Genomic DNA, 18,122 nt, shown 5'->3' on the forward strand with positions numbered 1-18,122 from the left:
CGACCCCCGATGTGGAGGCCCTGGCCGCCAAGGTGCTGCACCTCGGCGATTCCCCCGGCCCGTACGACGACGTGCGCCACGCGGAACTGGTGTGGCTGATCGCGGCCGCGTCGGCAGCGGGACGAAACGTCCACAACCCGATCGCCCTCGCAGCGTTCCACATGGAACTCAACGGCATGCTCTCCCCGGACACGCTGATCAAGACGCCCGGCAGCGCGGCTCGGGGACGTGACTGGACCCGCAAGCGATCCACGATGCCCCTGGAAACGGCGTATTACCTGCGTTCCCCCGACGGCACTCTTGAGGCGGCATCCGGCGCGGACGCCTCGCAGTACACGCCATGGAACCCCGAGAAAGCCGACCAGGTGCCGGGAGGGGCCGTCCCGTACTTCGTGCTGGCGGACGGCGGCCCCGACCACATCGACATGCCCTGGCCGGACGGCTCGACCCGCCGGATACCCCCCGAGGAGATCGCCGAACTGCTCACCCGGGATTCGTGGTTGAACGTCCGTGACGCCGACAACCCGATCGCGATGGTCGTGTCGAACGCGGCCACCGGCAGCCGGGGCATGTCGAAGGCCCCCGCACGCCGCGAGGCGACCGCGCGAATCGTCTTCTCGCCGACCGTTCCTGCGGGCCTGCACGACGACCCCGTGAACGGTAAGCGCGTCATCGTGGTGACCGCCGGCCCGGGCCAGCATCTCGACTGGCTTCGCAATCGGCCCCCGCGCCTGAGGCCCAGTGCCACCACTCCTCAGACGTCCGACGCCGCATCGGCCGGGCTGATCACCAACGAACCGGCCGTCACCGACGCCGCGGTCAACGGACCGGCCGTCACCGACGCTCCGGCCGCGGTCAACGGACCGGCCGTCACCGACGCTCCGACCGCCCACGTACGGTCGGATAGTTCGTCCGACAGCATCGACGCCGTTTCCACGACTGACGACTCGGGCCCCGCCGATCTCGTGACGAACGGCACGCCCGGTCGGCTTCCCGATCCAAGCGCCGATCTCGTCATGAACGCGGGTCCGGGCCAGCACGCGCCGTCGGGTTCCACGTCGCAGGCCGGCACCGGGCCGTGGGCCGGCCCCTCGGGAACAGCGAGTCTCACGCCTGGCACAACGCCGCTGGAGATCCTGCCGAGTCGGTCGGCTGTCATCTTCGCGGAGGGCTCCTCGGGACTCGACCCGGCGGAGAGCGCCCACGTCGTCGATCTGGGACGCCGGATGGCGAACGCCGGGCTGCGGGACGTGTTGGCCGGTCTCTCGCTGTTCAGAGCGAAGGTCATCGTGCGTGGCGGCGGGGCCGAGGCGCGTGCGAACGCCGTCATCGGCGCGCTCCAGGGCACCATGCGTACGTTCCTGACGCGGGCCCAACGAGACGTGCGCCTCGGAGGCAGAACCGTCGACGCGCGTGACTTCGCGATCACCGCGGACGTACGGGACGGGCGGAGCGATGGCGCGGACCAGCGGAATCAGGTGACGGTCGAGGTCACCCGGCCGGGCTTCTCGGAAGCGGTGGAGCGGCTGGACGTCCTGCGCCGGGCGGACTCCGACCCGGCGGTGCGCGAGGGTCTGTTCGACCCGGATCTCCTCGTCCGCCGCATCCTGCACCTGTCGGCGAATGATCCGGTAGGGAGTGGGCAGCGCCGAGAGCTGTACGCGATCGTGAATGAGGCGATGGCGGCCGGCCGGGCGAACAGCCTGACGGAGCTGGGGCTCTACTACCTGGTCAAGCGCGGCGCGTTCACGTCCGCGACCAGGATTCTCTCGAAGGACGGAAAGCCCACGGGCGTCAACTGGACGGGCAGCCCGGTGAAGGACGTGGAGACACGGGCGTACCACGTCAGGGAGGAGCCGGATCCGGCGCAGCCGCAGCGGAAGCTCCAGCAGCAGCCCAACGCGGCGCCCTGGCGGCCGAAGCCCAGCCTCCCCAGCCCTTACGTGGTGGTGGCCGAAGGAGGACACGACCACGTCATGATGGCCCTGCCGGGCTTCTCCTCACCACGGCGGGTCCCGATGGACGAGTTCATCGCGCTCATGGCCATGGACCGGTCCCTGACGGGCCTTCCGGCCAACGTCCCCCTGCTGCTGGTGATACCGGGCGCGGGTGCCCAGGGCCTGGAACTGCCCCGCAAGGCCGCCATGAAGTTGGGCAGGACGGTGTGGGCGCACACCCGTGTCGTGAAGGCGCTCCCCACCTCGGGCCTTCACAGCGAGATCGTGGTGGCCGACCGAAGGAGGGCCAAACAGCCGGTCGGCCACTGGATCGGCGCCCGGCCCGGTGATCTGCGGGAGGAAGACCTGGAAGCCGCCAAGGGCGGCTCCGTCCGCACCATCACCGGCGAGGTCATCCCGGACAGCGAGATCGAAACCACCACTCTCGCGCTCGACGGAAACACCCACGGCCGTGTCGCCTTCGACGACGCCGACCTGACGATGCGGGAAAGCTACAGACACCTTCCCCAGATCACGAAGTTCGTTACCGCGGATCCCCTCACGATGACGCCGGTGAGCGCGCCGGAGGATGTGCCATGGCTCGGCCGGAAGGCGTACTTCGACTCGACGCACGGCATAGCCAACGCGATCAGCGCACGAGTCCGCGGTGGCCGGAAGGTGCTCCTGGACGGAACGCAGCACGGAGCCTTCCTGAAACGACGCCCGAGCATACGGCGGCTGACCCCCGAAGACGTGATCGTGACCATGGTGTGCTGGGCAGACGCCCAGGCGGACGGCTTCCCGTATGTGGACTCCGGCAAGCCCGATCCCTTCGTTTACGATCCGCTGGGGACCGTCTCCCCTGCCCAGCTGACCGCGAACGAGACGGCGCATACCGTCTTCGCCGTTGACCGGCCTTCCGGCCTCAACTCGCATAAGATGTTCCACGTCATCGAAACCGATCCGACGCTCCGGCCGCGTAAGTGGCGTGAACTGCGCCCGGAGCCGTACGGCGCGGAGCTGGACAAGCTGGCCGAAATCGCCGGTCTGCACACTTCGGGGGGTGCCGCCTCGCCCGAGGTCAGGGCGACGACTCTGCGGCTGGTCCGGGCCCTGCGCCTGACGTTCGAGGTGTCCGTCGAGAACGACAAGGACGACCCCGCCGGTCAGTACCAGTCGCTCTTGCGCGGTATCGGCGCCCTGGAGAAGCTGCGCCGGGCCGAACCCGGGCACTTCGGCCGCTTGGGCATGTTCCGGCTGGACCTGCTGAACCGTGCCGCTCTGAGCCACGCGAGCCTGCCACCGGTTGTCAACGGCAAGCCCAACAAGCCGACGCCGGACGCGGTCAAGGCTCTGCTCCTCGCGGCGGCCGTCGCGCCCTCCGGCACCAAAATAACCACGTCCCTCCCCTCGCTGGTAGGGGCCGTGCAGTTGCTGCGACAGCAGCAGCAGCAAGACCCTCTCGGTGCGGACCAGCGGGTGGCGAAGCTCCTGAGCCTGCCCGCCAATTCCGTGGTGACCAACGCGCACCGGGAACGGGTGCTGTGGGCGTTGGTCGAGGCGTACGAGGCCCTGTCCGTCAACCCCGACCTGAACTCCCTGAACGCCCTGGCCAACAAGGTGCTGCACGTGAGCGCATCCGCCGGTCCGTTCAACGCGGCACGGCGCGCGGAACTGGTGTGGCTGATGGTGTCGGCGGCGGTCGCGGGACGGGACGTCCACAACCCTGCCGCCCTCGGCGCGTACCACCTCGCGTTCAAGGGCGCGCTCTCCGCGGGCACCCTGCTCCTTGGATCCCGCGGAGAGGTCATCGGCCGCGACTGGACCGGGGAGGGCCCTCAGCCCGCCATGGAAACCGGCTCTTTCGTGGTGTCCTTGGACGGTGGCCTCGACGCGTCGGTCAGCGGCCGCTCACAGCACAGCTTCCCCGGGAAGGCGGCGGGAGCCGGTACGGACCCCGCGAAGCCCGACCCGTTCCTCATCCTGGGCAACGGAGAGCACGACTACCTCGACATGCCCTGGCCGGACGGCTCGACCACCCGCGTACCCGCTGACGAGCTCGCCGAACTGCTCATCCTCGACCCGTACCTGTCGAGGCGCCCGCCGAACTCACAGGTCACCCTGCTCACATCGAGCGACGGAGGCAGCAGCCTCGACCTGGCGACGGCCATGAGCAGCCGTACGGCGCTCGCGCGGCCCGTGGCATCGCCCAAGGGCTCCGTGGACCGGTACGCCGATCCCGCTACCGGTAAGAGTGTCATCGTCATGACAGCCGACCCCGCCCCGGGCACGCAGTACTGGGACTTCGCACGTCCCGCACCGCCGCCGTCCACCGTCGCGGCTTCCGCGGCCGCGCCGGTCACCAACGAACTCTTCGACGACCCCGCCGGCGAAGACGTCGCCGATTCCGTCACCAACAGCGATCTCGACACCGACACCCTTGTCGATGTCGCGTCCGACACCGCAGCTGTCACTGACACCGCATCTGTCACCGACACCGATTCCGTCACCGACAGTGTTTTCGACACCGACACCGACACCGACACCGACAGTGTTTTCGACACCGACACCGACACCGACGTCACGTTCGACAGCGACACAGAGTCCCTGAGCTCTGAGCAGGATCTCTCCGGAAGCCGCTACGCAGAGGAAGCCACCCTTTTCGAGGAGCGACCGGGGGCGTACCCGAGCAAGGACGCGGGCACTGACGCCGCCCCGGTCGTGGACCAGGCCGCCGTCAAGCACCCGGCCTCTGCCACGAACCCGGTCACGAACCCTGCCACCGTCACGGACCCGCTCACGGACGTGGACCCGCTCACGGGTCCGGACACGCGACTGGGTGAAGGCAAGAGCCCGGACGAGGCGGGTTCGAGCGCGCTACGGACGCCCGCTCACGACGCTCTGGCGGCTGCCCGCGGGCCTCTTCGGGTGCTCGGCCGTGCGGAGTTGACGGGGTTGGTGGGCCGGGTGGCGGGCCGGGGGCAGGCGGTAGGCCTGTCCGTCGAGCGTTGTCTGGTGCTGTTGGGGGCGTTGCGGGACGAGTTGTATACGCGAGGAGTGCGTCCGGCGATCGCACTGGACGATTCGGTGGTGGGCCGGGACTCGGCGGCGGCGTCGCTGGTGGTGGGTCCAGGGTGGCGTGGGGTGCGGTCGTGGGGTGCGGTGTCGGACGCGGTCGCGGCGGCGGGGCCGGGTGCCGCGGCGTTCGTTCTGGCGCGGCGTCAGGGCGACGCGCTGGGGCATGCGTGGGCGGCGTACAACCTCGGCGGGCCGGACGGCGTGGTGTGGGTGGACGTGTCGGCGGGTGCCGACGGCCAGGTGTCGGCTCTCCCGCCGGCGGTCGCGGCGTCCGATGCGCGGGCGGTGGTGATCGATCCCGCCGGGCAGGCCATCGACCCCGCCGGGCCTGTGGCGGCGGGCGCGTTGCCGGTGTTCGCTCAGTCGGATTCCGCGGTGCACACGGTGCTCGACGCGGCGACCGGGCGCCGTTACGGCGCCCTCGGCCTCGAAGTCGAGAAGCGTCAGAGGTTCGTCATCAGCGGGGTCGGCGACGTTCCCCCCAAGCAGGTGCTGGCCACCGCCCCCGGTTTCAAGATCGTTACTGATCATGCCAGGTTCTGGCTGACCGCCGACGGACGGCTGCACCTCGCGGCCCCCCAGCTGGCACCGGGAGAGCCCATGCCCCAATGGCGCGGCTACCTCATCGGAGAGATCGTCATCGAGCCGATGCGGGTGCTTCCGGGAGAGCGGAGGCAGGACCCGGAGGAGACGATGGCGCGGTTTGCGAGGGTGGAGCGGGCGTTTGACAGCAGGGACGATCCCCGTACCGCCGTACCGATGGCTCTCGCCGATCTTCTCCCCGCTCAGGACGGCTGGAAGACCACCGACTTGGGTGACAAGGCCGTGGTCGGCCCGACTCCGGTCCGAACGAACCTCGCCTATGTCCAGCCCACCCCGGGTATGCCCGCTCTGGGCCTGAGTGTTCTCCAGGACGCGGCGGTGGACCGGCTGTGGCCGGGCCCCCTCGAGAAGCTGGAGGCGGCGAGCAGGCTATTCGGGATGCGGGCCACCGCGGAGTTCCTGCGCCGCTTCACCGGCCGGAGCGACATACCCGAGATTGTCGTTCCTTTCTTCTCGTCCATCCCGGACGTCGATGACATCTGGGGCTACCTGCGGTTCGCGTACGCGCACACCGTTGCCAGGCCGGTCGGCGCCATGCTCGTCCAGCTCCCGTCGTCGGCGTTCATGGCCAAGAACGCCCTGGCGGTGGCGTCCCGCCATCCGATGGACCGCATCTGGCGGGCTCTGCGGCCCCGCTCCCGGGACTTCTTCAACACCCGCCACGACAGCATCAGCGGGCATCTCGCCATGACCCTCGCGAAACTGCTGGAGCACTATCGCCAGGACATCACGCCGGACAAGCCGTTCTTCCCGGGGTTCTTCGACGCCACCATCGGTGATGTGCCGTCAGCCCGCGAGCACACGACCTCCGTACTGACGGGACGCACCTCCCAGGGCAAGGTCGTCACGCAGAAGCAGATGGTCGACATGGACGACTATCCGACCCTGGACACCGATGACGGTCGGCTGGAGATTCCGCTGGTCCTCACGGAACTGCGGCACTTCGCGTACGACAGTCAGTTGATGACCCCCGAGGACATCCGGCGTGCCGTCGCCGAGTTGTCGAAGCTCAGCCGGGAGGTGTACCAGCGGGCACTTACGTACCGTGCCCCTCTGGCCGATGACGTCCTGAACGAATCCATCGTGCGGATTCTGGACAACCCGGTGGTGCGGGGACTCGCCCACTTCGTGCACCTGGCCTTGATGGCGGGTCTGCCGCAGGCCGAAGGCGAGCCCTGGAAGCTGATGTCCACGGGGGACAGTCAGCGGATCGCCCGTGCACTGGGCGCCTACGCCCTGGGTACCCCGCTGCCCGATCCCGTGCACCAGGCACTTCGGACAGCCGTCGACGAGGCCGCCGGCCTTCTCGATACCGTTCCCCCGCAGCTCCAGCCGCAGTACCGCACACTTGTCGAGCGGGCATGGGCCGCTCTGGACGTTCTGGCCGATCCCGCGCTGACGCCGCCGGTGTTGCCGTGGGTGTCGGAGCTGGTGGCGCTGGACGGGTCGCGTGTCCTGGTGGACCGGGTGATGGTGGTCAAGCACCGGGATGCGGACAGGAAGCCGGTGGGGGTGTCCTCGCGTCCGGTCCAGGACTGGCAGGACGCTCGTCGGCATGCCTACGGGTTGTTGCCCGAGGCGGAGGGGTTCACCTGGGTGCGGCAGGGACCGGTGCCGTTGGAGAGTCCGGTGCAGCCGTTGCCGTTCGACAAGGCGTATCTGGTCGGGCTTCGTGGTGATGCTGGGGGTGCCGCGCTGGCGTTGTCGGATGGCACCGACGCGGTATTCGACTATGCGCGGATCGTGGATTTCCTCTTCGCGGTGGACGGTGATCTGACGGCGTTGCCGCCGGAGTCCCCGGTGCTGGTGACGGGGGTGGATCTGGCGGGTCCGCCGGTGGATGATCCGCTGGAGGTTCCGTCGGCGGGTCAGGTGCTGGTCAACGGTCTGGCCCGGTGGGGGTGGGCGACGGAGAGTGGGCTGGAGCCGGTTCTCGTCCCGGGGGACGGTGATCTGGGGCCGCGGTTGCAACTGGTGGAGGGTGACCGGTGGGTGGGTTTCCGTCCTGAGCCGTCAACCGCTGAGCTGGGCCGGCTGGCGGAGCGGGTGACGGGCGAGCGGGGCCGCGCTCCGGATGTGCTGCGGTGGGTGCGGGCGATCCGGCTGGTCTACGGACCGATGCTGGAGAACGACACGGCGGCGTTCGAGGCGCTGTTGCAGGGTTTCTGGGCGCTGGAGCGGACCCGGGCGGCCCATGGCATCCAGTCCCCGCTGACGTGGCGCGATCTGCGGATCGCGATCGGCTCGCACTTCGCCTCCAACGGGCAGCTCGTCCCCCCGCTGCCGGTGGCTCTGCAGTTCCTGTTCCTTTCGGCGGCGGGCACGATGGGCGTCGATCTGGAGCTGTCCCGGTTCTCGCTGGTCCCGCGGTATCAGAGTGCCCGGGCCTGGGGCCGGTCCGCCGCGGGGGAGGCCTTCGGCGGCGGTACCGCGCAGGGCGAGGAATCCGCCCAGGACCCGGCCGACACCATCGACCCGTTCACGGTCGACACCGCGATCGCCGACGCGCGCGGTGAGCACGATGACGCGCTCGCCGCCTTCAACGAGGCCGCCCGTACCCTCGCGCTCCTTGATCAGCGCATGGCATCGGGCGAGGGAAACAGCGACGACGACACGAGGCTCCACAACGCCTGGGAAGAGGCGACCGCCGCGCGGCGGCGGCGGCTCGATGACGCCGTGGAGCGACTGCTGAGCCTCGGCGCCGATACGGCCCACGACGCGGCGGTGGCGCCGATCGTCCCGCCCGTCAGCCGTACGGACGACGAACGCCGGCTCATCGCCGCCCTGGTCACCGCCGAGGACCTGCCCGAAGACCCCCCGCACCTCGCACCCGACGACGTCGTCACGATGGCGGAACTGAACGCTCTGGGCATCACGTTGGAGGGGGGAGCCGCTCTCCAGATGGTCCTCAACGGGTCCGTGCCGGTCCAGGGCAGCGGGCTGAAGCCCGTCGACCACGTACGGCTGCTGATGAACCGGCCGGGGCCGTGGAGTGAGGCGCTGGACGATGTGGCGGCGAGCGCCTCACGCCGTACCTGATTCCCCTGCGGTACTCCGGGGTGATCTCCTGTCCGTAGGAGACGCCGGGCTGAAACGCATGCAGCAGTTCCGCTTGCTGCTCGCGCGAGGGAACGCGGAAGTGGCGCACAGCGTCTTCCTCGAAGCACTGGCGTCTCTCGTGGCGTACGAACTGGAGCTCAGGATCGCGCTGCTGGACCCGGCCGGGAACAATGTCGTCCTCGGACCGGGCCATGGACCTGTCGTGCCATGCGACGTTCATGCTCTCCACCCCGTCAAGTCGTCTTAGCGGGCCCCCGGTTAGTGCTCTGCGCCATCAGACTGTTAACTGATGAGGGTGAGTTTGAAAAGGATGAACCGTGTCTTCTGGTTCTGGAGTGGCTGCCGGTGACTGAATACGACGACGGGCCCGTCCCGGAGATGCCCCCTCCGCCCGAGCCGTTCCCCGCCGCTGACGACGCCGGGGCGATACCGGTGTACGAACCGTTCGCCACCACGCGCGCCGTCGCGGGGGAAGCCGACGATGATACGGAGGGCGGGGCAGAACCGATGCCCGAACCGCCCCCGGAAGTGGTCGAGGCCGCCCGGCGGCTGCCCGACCAGTGGGTGAGCGTGCCCGACCCGGCCTGGTCCGGCGACGGCGTGCCGCCGGATTGGGCGATTCCCGGCCGATGGCGCGCGGACTCCACGGGCGAGATCGTGGCGTGGGAGGACAGCGAGGAGTACCGCCCCTCCCCGGAGGCTCTCGGCTGGCCGACACCCACCGACCCCGTCGAATCCGCCATCCAGCTCGCTGTCACGGGATACGGCCCCGCCGAGGACGTCCTCCGTACGCTGGCCGCCGCCAAGGTCGCGGTGCTCACCAGCCCCGACGGCGAGCCGCTGCCCGTGCGGTCGTCGGAGGGCGGGCCGGTGATCCCCGTCTTCACCTCGGCCGCGTATCACCGCGTCGTCGGGGCGTTCGCGGCCCGGCTCATCCCGGTCCCCGACCTGGTCGAACAGCTTCCTGACGGACATGCCCTCTACGTCAACCCGACCGGCCCCGCCGGCATGATCATGGAGACCGAGGCGCTGATCGAGGAGATCGCGGCCCAGAAGCGCGGTGAGCCGCGGCCGACGAGCGTGAGCGAGTCGGGCGAGGAGAGGGCGCCGTACATCCAGGCCGTACGGGTGGGGGACACGACGGAGGATGGGTCGCCGGCGGGCCTGTCCGACCTTCCGGAACCGTCCGACCTTCCGGAACCGTCTGATCTACCGGAGACCGTTGATCTACCGGAGCCGATCGAATTTCAGGAGCCGTCCGATTCTCCGGAACCGGCTGAAACCGCGGAGGCTCCGGCCGACAGGGGGAGTCAGGGGTGAGCCGCTGGGGGGTGCCTTCGTCAGGCGTCGTGGCGACCGGTCCTCGGCAGCAGGGGCGCCCGCCGGCCCTGCGGAGCCCGCCACGCCCGCGCCCGGTCGACCGGCCGCTCCCGTCAGCGTCCCCGGCCCGGAATCCGCTTCTGCTCCCGCCGCGCGTCCGGCGCCGCAGCGCCGTTCGGTCACCGGCAGGCGCGTCCGGCAGCTGTCCGGGGACGGTGGCGCCCCGAGGAAGTGGTGTTCGTGCCCGGGACCCTCTTCCGGGTCCTGGACGTACGCCGGGGTGACTCGGCCCCACAGATCTTCTTGTGTGAACTGACCGCTCCTCACACGGCGAACAGGCCCGATCCCGAAGCGGACCGTGTCGCGCTCGCCAGATGGGACGACGTCGTGCGCGGGCGTTCTGCCCCGGAGGGCACCGGCCGGTGGCCGGACCGCTGCGCCGGGGGCACCGGCGCCGGGCCGTGACACGACACCGCACCGCAGACATGAGTAAGGGAGTCGCATGACACGTCAGCATGATCCTTCCAACCGCGCACGCCCGACGCCGCCCAGTACGTCCGACTCGTCCCCGGTGGCGATCCGCCGGGCGGTGTCGATGCCGGGAGCGGCCGAGGATCCGGGTGACGCCCTGGCCCCGGGCGGCGGGGAACCCAGGGTGCCCGCACCGGGTGCTCTGAAGGGGGACGCCGAGTCCAAGAGAGGCCGGGCCGGGAGCCCGGAGAACGAGAGCATGGCGGCCGCGGACCATCAGCTTCAGGGCAAGGTCGCCGCGGACACGGCGGCCGCGAGCGACGAGTCCCAGGGCAAGGAGGCCGAGAACGAGGGTACCGTCGGCCGGAGCACCGACAGCGACGGCGCCCGGGAGGAGACCTCGGAGAGAGACAGCGCGAGCCGGCAGAGCGCCCAAGGCGCGGACGCCGGTTCGGGCGCCCGGACCGCCACCGGGCAGCCGGTCGCGGCGGCGGCCGGGGAGGAGACCTCGGGTGCCGGGACCGCCGCCGTGGCGACCGTGTCCACCGTCGGCGCGTCGGCCGGGGCCGGCACCGCGGAGGCGGCGCAGGGCAGCGGCGGCGCGGGCGCGGGCACCCGGGAGGGTACGCACCACAACGGTCCCAAGAAGCCGATGCTGGCCGCGGCGGCGATAGTCGGCGCGCTACTGATCGCGGTTCCGTTCCTCGTGTCGGCGCAGGACGACGACAGAAAACGCCCGACCCGGTCCGAGAACGCGGCCGGCACGGTCCTGGACTCCGAGCGGTCCGCCGTGCCCGGCTCCTACAAGTCCAAGTCGCCGTCCCCTTCCACCAAGCCGGGCAAGGACAAGCCTGCCGCGCCGGTGGTCCGGCCGCCGCTCACGCCGTCGCCGAGCGCGTCAAATAAGCGTGCCGTGGACAAGCCCAAGCCCAAGCCCGAGGTCAAGCCCGAGGTCAAGCCCGAGGTCAAGCAGTTGACCCCGGCCGAGAAGCTCCGACAGTGGGCCAACGGCCGCTCCAGCGCGCAGACCATCGTGCTCAAGAACGCGGGAACCGGCCTCTGCGGGGACGTCCCCGGCTTCGGCAAGGGCGAGATCGGCAAGGCGGTCAACCAGTACCCGTGCGACAACTCGGCCAATGACAACCAGCTGTGGACCCTGGACGTCGTGGCCAAGGAAGGCGGACCCCAGAACGCGCCCCTCTTCCTGATCCGCAACGTCAAGGACGGGCTGTGCATGGACCTGCCCAACTCCGGTCCGGGGGTGCTGGGCTCGCAGATCGCCGAGTCCCCCTGCGCGGCGACCGGTGACAACCAGCGATGGTGGCTCGACCCGCGAGGGGACGGGACGAACTGGATCCGTAACGTCGTCAGCAACGACATGTGTCTGCACCCGCTCGGCGGGCCCGGAGCGGGCAACGACGCACGGCTCGAGATCGCCCTGTGCGGTGACGGCACGTCCGATCACTGGATCGTCTGAGCCCGCCCGGCCGGCCCGCCGCCGGCCGCGTGACGCGAGTCCGCCCGGGCGAGCCCTGCCGTCGACGGCGACCGCGCGGTGGTGTTCGCTCCCTTGCACGTTCGTTATCCAGTGACTGTTGTTGCTGGGTGTCGCTGAAGCTCGTGTGCACCGCCTTCCGGCAGACCCTGGACACGCTCGCCGCGCGGCTGGAGCGCGAGGGCGTCCAGGCGGCGGTCGGTCTACCACGGCAGCCTCTCGCGCCGGGGCAAGGAAGCGGCGGTGGCGTCCTTCCGGGATCAGGCGCCGGTGCTGCTGTCCACCGAGTCCGCCGGAGAGGGCCGCAACCTGCAGTTCTGCCATGGAACCCCACGGGACTGGCTGTATCGGAAGGACTCCACAGTTCGGGGGAATTGACAGCGACAAGCTCACCTGGCACCTGCGCTGGACGACAGAGCCTGGGTTCCTGATGTATCTCCGGGGGTGACTGACCGTCCGCCGGGCGGTCAGGAGGGTGTCCGGTTCATCGGTTGTCGCACGCCGATGCCGGACACCCTCCTCTCATCCACCGCCGGACGTCACCACCTCTCGGCCGGCGCGCCGTGCGGTCAGCGCGTCAGGAGATACGCGTCGATGATCGTCACCGTGTGCGTGTTCCCGCCCTTGTCCGTCAGACGGGCTCGGAAGGAGACGGACCCGGCGTCCGAGGGGTGGGCCAGAGTCACCTGCCGCGTGCTCCCGGAGGAACGGACGTCCGTCTTCCGCCAGGTGGTCCCCGCGTCGTACGAGACCTCGACCGCGAGCGCCTTCACTCCCCGCGTGGCCGCCGCGCCCTCGACGACGAGCGGCACCGTCAGGCGGGTGCCTGCCTTCGCGGTGCCGGTGGACGTCAGTTCGGGAGCGAAGCGGACCGAGGACAGCGGCAGCATGGCTTCCCGCGTACCGGACACCCGGCCGGAGACGAACGTCCAGGAGGCGCTGACCCGGCTGCTGAGCCCGGAGACCTCCGCCGGCCGGGAGAAGTCCGTGGTGAGGCGGTAGGACTGCCGTGCCGCGGGGAGCGTGGTGACGGACCGGCAGCGCAGGTACTTCCGCGCCAGGGCGGTCGCTGTGCTGTACACGTAGGGGACACCGCCCGAGGTGAGGGTGACCTTGCCTGTCCCGGTCACGGAGTCGCCGAGGTGGCCGGAGCCGTCCGCGAACTGCGGCAGGCATATCGCGATGTCGTCACCGAGACGCGACACACCTCCGCCGCCCGGCCCCTCGCCGAGGCTGGGCCCGAAGACACCGGTGTTGAAGGTCTCCGAGTAGCTCCGTCCGGCCCGGTACGTCCGGTCCGCACTGCTCTGGAACGTCTCGTGGCCGCCGTCCGCGCCCTTCTGTACGAAGTCGAAGCCCCAGGTGTAGCCCTTGGGCACGGTGACGTAGTGCCGCTGGCTGCCCGGGAGGGCGAAGTCGGCGGCGGGGACGCTGTAGCTCTCGCCGACCGGCGAGTACCAGACGGCCCCGACGCTGCCCGTCTTGCCCGCCGCGGGAGCGCCCACGGCGATGTCCGCGCGCGCGAGTTCGCTCGTACTCGTCGTGTGCGAGAAGCCGTCGAAGAACGAGCCGGACCTCGTGTACAACAGGTCGTACGCGGTGCCGGTGCCCTTGCTGAAGGTGGCGCCGACCTGGGCCTCGAAACCGGCGGCGGGTGAGGCCGCGCCGCCGGACTGGGCGATCCTGAGCCGCGAGACGTCACTGCCGTTCAGGACGCCCACGGCGAGACTCGACCCGGCCGCGCGCATCACGTACGAGGCGTAGGCGCCGTTGGACGTAGCGTCAGGATCCGGTGGGGTGAGCGACACCGGCTTGGCCTCACGGGCGTCCAGGACCGTGCGGGTGTCCTTGGTCACCGACAGCCGCGGCTGCACCAGTTCCACCGACCCCGCGCCCGCACCGCTCCAGGTGCTGACATTGGCGAAGACGTTGTACGCCCCCTTCGGCGCGCGGAACCGCGCGACGCCGTCGGTGATCCCCTGGCTCCACAGCAAGACCGGGCCGTCCAGGCCGTAGAGGATGATGAACGGGAAGAACGCCGGGTCGCCGTTGCCGTCGAGGACGTTCATCGTCAGGTCGTACGACTCCACCTCGGCGTCGGCCGCCACGGCGGTGCGTACGCTCTGGCCGCCGCCGGTGGCGAGCAGCGCGCCCGAGTAGGCGCCCCCCGCCGGCACGGTGCGGGTGTCGGCGGTCACGTCCACGGAGGCGGTGCCGCCCGCGGGCACGGTGACGCGCTTCGACGATACGGTGAACAGCCCCCGGGGAGCGGACTTTCCGTCGGCGTCGGTCGCCCGGACGGACAGGCCGAGGGTGACCGCCGAGGTGCCGGTGTTGCGGTAGGTGATCCGCTTGGTCAGCGGAGTGTCGTCGGTGTGCGGCCACTGCTGGGTGCCGAAGCCGACAGACGACACCTCACTGCTCACCGTCTGTGCGACGGCCCTCGCGACGTCCACCCGCCCGGTGCCCTGCTGCTGCGCGGTCAGCCCGGCCGTGGGTTTCGCGGAGGAGACGAGGGCCTGCTTGAGCTGCTGCCCGGTCCAGTCGGGGTGCCGCTGGGCCAGGATGGCCGCGGCGCCCGCGACATGCGGGGTGGCCATCGAGGTGCCGTTGAGGGAGACGTAGCCGTCGCCGGCGGGGGTGCCTATCACACCCTCGGCCGCCTTGGCGGCGACGATGAACCGGCCAGGCGCGGTGAGGTCGGGCTTCAGGGAGCCGTCCTGGGTGGGGCCCACGCTGGAGAAGGTGGCGATCCGGTTCTGCTTGTCCACCGCGCCGACGGTGAGCGCGGCGGCCGCGCTGCCGGGGGAGCCGATGGTGCCGGCGAGGGGTCCCGAGTTGCCGGCGGCGATCACGAACAGTGTTCCGGACTTGGCGGACAGTGTGTTGACGGCCTCTTCCAGCGGGTCGATGCCCGCGGTGTCGGTGCCGCCCAGGGAGAGATTGACAACGTTGGCATGCTGGTCCACCGCCCACTGCATGCCGGCGATGATGCCCGACTCGGAGCCCGATCCGCTGTCGTCGAGGACCTTGCCGTCGAGGATCTTCGCCCCGGGGGCGACACCCTTGTAGCGGCCGCCGGACTTGGCGCCCGAACCGGCCGCGATGGAGGCGACATGGGTGCCGTGGCCCACCCGGTCCACGTTGTCCGGCGAGGAGCCGAAGTTCTTCTCGGCGATCTCCCGGTCGGCCAGATCCGGGTGGGTCTGGTCCACACCCGTGTCCAGTACGGCGATGGTGACGCCCTTGCCGTCGTAGCCGGAGGCCCACGCCGTGGGAGCGCCGATCTGCGGCACGCTCTGGTCCAGGCTCGCCGTCCGGGCGGCGTCCAGCCATACCTTCTCGATGCCGGAGGCGACGCGGGTGGCGCCCGCCCTGGCACCCGTACCGGCGTCCGTCAGCGCGTTCCACACCCGCGCGGTGCCGGACCTGGGCGCCTCGACCGCCTGACCGTTGATCACCGACAGGTCCCGCCCGGCGTCCGCGTCGGCGGCGGCGAGTTCCCGTTTCGCCGAGGCCTCACCGCTCGTGCGGTAGGTCACGATCAGCGGCGTCGAATCCCGCCGCGCGTCGTCGTAGCCCGAGGCGAGCAGCTCCGTCACGTCGAACAGCCGTCGGTCCACGGTGCCCTCGGTCAGCGGCCGCATCGCGTCCTCGGGGATCACGTAACTGCGGCCCTGGTAGCGGTGGACGGAGATCGTGACGTCCTCGCGTCCCGCACCCGCCCGGACCCCGGTGACCCGCCCGGCGCCGTCGGTCGTCACCGTGTCCCCGGTGATCAGGGTGACGGTACGGCCGCCACTCTGCGCCGTACCTCCCGCCGGTGCGGTCTCCGCCGCGGCCGACGGGCCGGGTCTGATCCCGGGCGCCATGCCCAGGGCCAGCGCGGCGGTAATCGCCACAGCCCCCGAGCGCGTCCATGAGCTCATGCAAACTCCCTTGTTGTCAGGTGAGTTGAGTGGTATTCAGGTGCTGCCATCGTGGCGGCGGCCTCATGATCCCCATTGCGGTACCTCCGCACAAGGCCGTCCCTGTCCGGCCCCCCGAACTCCCGTTCGCCCGAGCCGACCGCGTACTCCGCCTCGGTGGCCGTGGAGCGGATCAGGCTCGCGCCCTTACGGGGACGAGCGGCGCTGGTTCCGTACCCAGGTCGTCGTGAACAACCTCCGTCCAGAGGCCCGGCAGCGCCTGAAGAAGGACCCCGCCTACCGGGTGGCGCACGGCCGTTGGGTCCGCTGCGCCGAACCCGCCGCGGGGGCGGGACCCGACCGGCCCGACCCCGGGGTGGCCGCACGGTGCGCCCACGAGAGCGGCGTCGACGAGGTACGCGCCCGGCTCGACCCGGTCCTGCTGGCCCGGGGCCGTACCGAGCGACTACGTCTTCCTGGACGCCACGCGGCCGATCCAGCGTTCCCGAGGTCCTCGACCAGCGTGGTGATCAGCGCGTCGGCCCGGTGCCGGACCTCGTGCTGGTTGCGCAGGGATCGTCGGCAGCCCCGAAGCCGGGCCAGGGCGGGCAGTTAGCCGTCCACGGCGGCCCTGAGGCGCGTGCGCATGCGGTTCGCTCGTCGAGGTCTGCGTGCTGTGCCCGTCTCCGTCAGCTCGTGCCGCCCCACACTGCTTCCAGGTCCTGGCAGCGGACCGTGATGCTCGCGTCGGTCAGCGCGATTTCGTGCGTGCAATCGCCGTCCTCGTCGGGGAGGATTTCGTCGAGGAGGACGGTGTCGACGAGCATACGGCCCTCGGGCAGCGGATCGCCCCCGGCTTCGAGCTCGAATACGCCCTTGCGGACGGTCGTCTCGCTGACCCCGGCCGCCCGCGCGACCAGGCGCACGCCCCCGTGGCCAAGCAGTCGAGCCTCGGTCGCCAGCGCCAGCCGCTGCTGACGCTCATTCAAATGCGGGAGCAGGACCTCGAACCGTCGTGCCAGCTGGCCGCGCACAGCGTCGGATATTCGCACACCACATCAACGAGATCGTTCCTGCGAAGCAACGTGTTGTTCTTTGACGGCTTCATCTGCTGCGAACAGTTTCCGGCACGCGGACAGGACTGGGACAAGATCGCCAAGGGTTTGAAGCCCGTCTGCACGGCGCCGAACCAGTGCGCCGCGACCGAGCGGTTCAGCGAGTTCCAGGAAGCCTGGGGGAAGAAGTACCCGGCGGTGATCAGGCTCCGGGAGAACGCCTGGGCCGAGTTCGTGCCCTTCCTCTCCTTCGACGTCGAGATCCGCAAGGTCGTCTGCTCGACGAACGCCATCGAGTCCGTCAACGCCCGCATCCGCAAAGCTGTTCGCGCTCGCGGACACTTTCCCTACGAGGCCGCGGCCATGAAGTGCGTCTACATGGCCCTCATGTCGCTGGACCCGACCGGCAAGGGCCGCAAGCGGTGGACCATGCGCTGGAAAGCACCCCTGAACGCCTTCCAGATCGCTTTCGAAGGCCGGCTCCGGCCGTCAACTGACCCCTACAAAAACTGGATCAGCCGTTTACTGGACACACCGTCAACGGTTCTTTGTTGTGGGTGGGAGATCGCCGTCTTTCCGTCCAATCGTTGGTTTAACGGACTGCCGGAGTAATCGCCATACTCTACCGGCGGGAACGGTTGCGTTCCATGCTGGCGGCGTGGAACGCAGGGGGCGGGTAGTTCGCCGGCGACCGTGGTCCCGGGGTCCGCACGTGGCCGGTGTTTGTCGGTCGTCGGGTGCGGCCGGGGTGCCTTGACGGTGTCGAGGCGGGCGGCCGTTTCCGAGTCGTGCTCGTCCCGTGCTCGGTGGCGAGGCTCGGCATGTACGTCGTTTTCGTGATCTTTCGTGGTGCCGGCGTCCGCCGTGCCTGTCGTGTGCGGCCGTGGGGGCACGGCAGGGCACGACCTGTGCATGGCCTGTAGCAGACCTATCCATACCCCGCCGAACCGGAGGAACCCATGGACGGCGACACCCAGTCCTACGTGGTCGTACTCAACGACGAGGAGCAGTACTCGATCTGGCCCGCAGACCGTGACCTCCCACTGGGCTGGCGCAGCGGCGATGTCAGCGGTTCCAAGACGGAATGCCTGACCCATATCGGTGAGGTCTGGACGGACATGCGCCCGTTGAGCCTGCGCCGGGCCTCGGAGTAAGCCAATTCAGCCACCCGCTCCCAGCAGTGAAGGATGACGTG

General features: G+C 70.1%; 7 protein-coding genes and 2 pseudogenes. 7 read left to right on the top strand and 2 right to left on the bottom strand.

The window, feature by feature from the left end; genetic code table 11:
* The first annotated feature begins 11 nt into the window (after positions 1 to 11).
* The 4 genes from M2271_RS21050 to M2271_RS21065 all read left to right on the top strand — a co-directional run bounded on the left by M2271_RS21050 (position 12) and on the right by M2271_RS21065 (position 11,946).
* Positions 12 to 8,657 (top strand): lonely Cys domain-containing protein, encoded by an 8,646-nt coding sequence (locus M2271_RS21050; RefSeq protein ID WP_280888830.1) that lies wholly within the window; start codon positions 12 to 14, stop codon positions 8,655 to 8,657.
* Positions 8,658 to 8,715: 58 nt separating this feature from the next.
* Positions 8,716 to 8,925: a hypothetical protein gene (locus tag M2271_RS21055; RefSeq protein WP_280888831.1), complete on the top strand. Its 210-nt coding sequence runs from the start codon at positions 8,716 to 8,718 to the stop codon at positions 8,923 to 8,925.
* A gap of 98 nt (positions 8,926 to 9,023) precedes the next feature.
* Positions 9,024 to 9,998: a type VII secretion system-associated protein gene (locus M2271_RS21060; RefSeq protein ID WP_280888832.1), complete on the top strand. Its 975-nt coding sequence runs from the start codon at positions 9,024 to 9,026 to the stop codon at positions 9,996 to 9,998.
* A gap of 502 nt (positions 9,999 to 10,500) precedes the next feature.
* On the top strand, positions 10,501 to 11,946 hold the full coding sequence (locus tag M2271_RS21065) for an RICIN domain-containing protein (protein WP_280888833.1): 1,446 nt from the start codon (positions 10,501 to 10,503) through the stop codon (positions 11,944 to 11,946).
* Positions 11,947 to 12,533: 587 nt separating this feature from the next.
* Here M2271_RS21065 and M2271_RS21070 read toward each other — a convergent pair.
* Complete coding sequence (locus tag M2271_RS21070) at positions 12,534 to 15,893, bottom strand: S8 family serine peptidase (RefSeq protein ID WP_280888834.1); 3,360 nt, start codon at positions 15,891 to 15,893, stop codon at positions 12,534 to 12,536.
* 226 nt (positions 15,894 to 16,119) lie between these two features.
* Between M2271_RS21070 and M2271_RS21075 the strand changes: the two genes are divergently transcribed.
* The gene (locus tag M2271_RS21075; RefSeq protein ID WP_280888835.1) at positions 16,120 to 16,488 is read left to right on the top strand and encodes a hypothetical protein; all 369 of its coding nucleotides are present in this window, start codon (positions 16,120 to 16,122) and stop codon (positions 16,486 to 16,488) included.
* 223 nt (positions 16,489 to 16,711) lie between these two features.
* Here M2271_RS21075 and M2271_RS21080 read toward each other — a convergent pair.
* Positions 16,712 to 16,924, bottom strand: a pseudogene (locus M2271_RS21080) (ISAzo13 family transposase); the annotation flags it as partial.
* An 84-nt stretch (positions 16,925 to 17,008) separates the two neighbouring features.
* Between M2271_RS21080 and M2271_RS21085 the strand changes: the two are divergent.
* Positions 17,009 to 17,398, top strand: a pseudogene (locus M2271_RS21085) (transposase); the annotation flags it as partial.
* A 488-nt stretch (positions 17,399 to 17,886) separates the two neighbouring features.
* Complete coding sequence (locus tag M2271_RS21090) at positions 17,887 to 18,081, top strand: MbtH family NRPS accessory protein (protein WP_280888836.1); 195 nt, start codon at positions 17,887 to 17,889, stop codon at positions 18,079 to 18,081.
* The last annotated feature ends 41 nt before the right edge of the window (positions 18,082 to 18,122 follow it).

Origin of the sequence: Streptomyces sp. LBL, from assembly GCF_029893585.1 — a bacterium.
Lineage (GTDB): Bacteria > Actinomycetota > Actinomycetes > Streptomycetales > Streptomycetaceae > Streptomyces.

Coding starts and splice junctions, on each gene's coding strand:
- M2271_RS21055 (WP_280888831.1), top strand. CDS start 8,716: ATGCAGCAGTTCCGCTTGCTGCTCGCGCGAGGGAACGCGGAAGTGGCG.
- M2271_RS21065 (WP_280888833.1), top strand. CDS start 10,501: ATGACACGTCAGCATGATCCTTCCAACCGCGCACGCCCGACGCCGCCC.
- M2271_RS21070 (WP_280888834.1), bottom strand. CDS start 15,893: ATGAGCTCATGGACGCGCTCGGGGGCTGTGGCGATTACCGCCGCGCTG.
- M2271_RS21090 (WP_280888836.1), top strand. CDS start 17,887: ATGGACGGCGACACCCAGTCCTACGTGGTCGTACTCAACGACGAGGAG.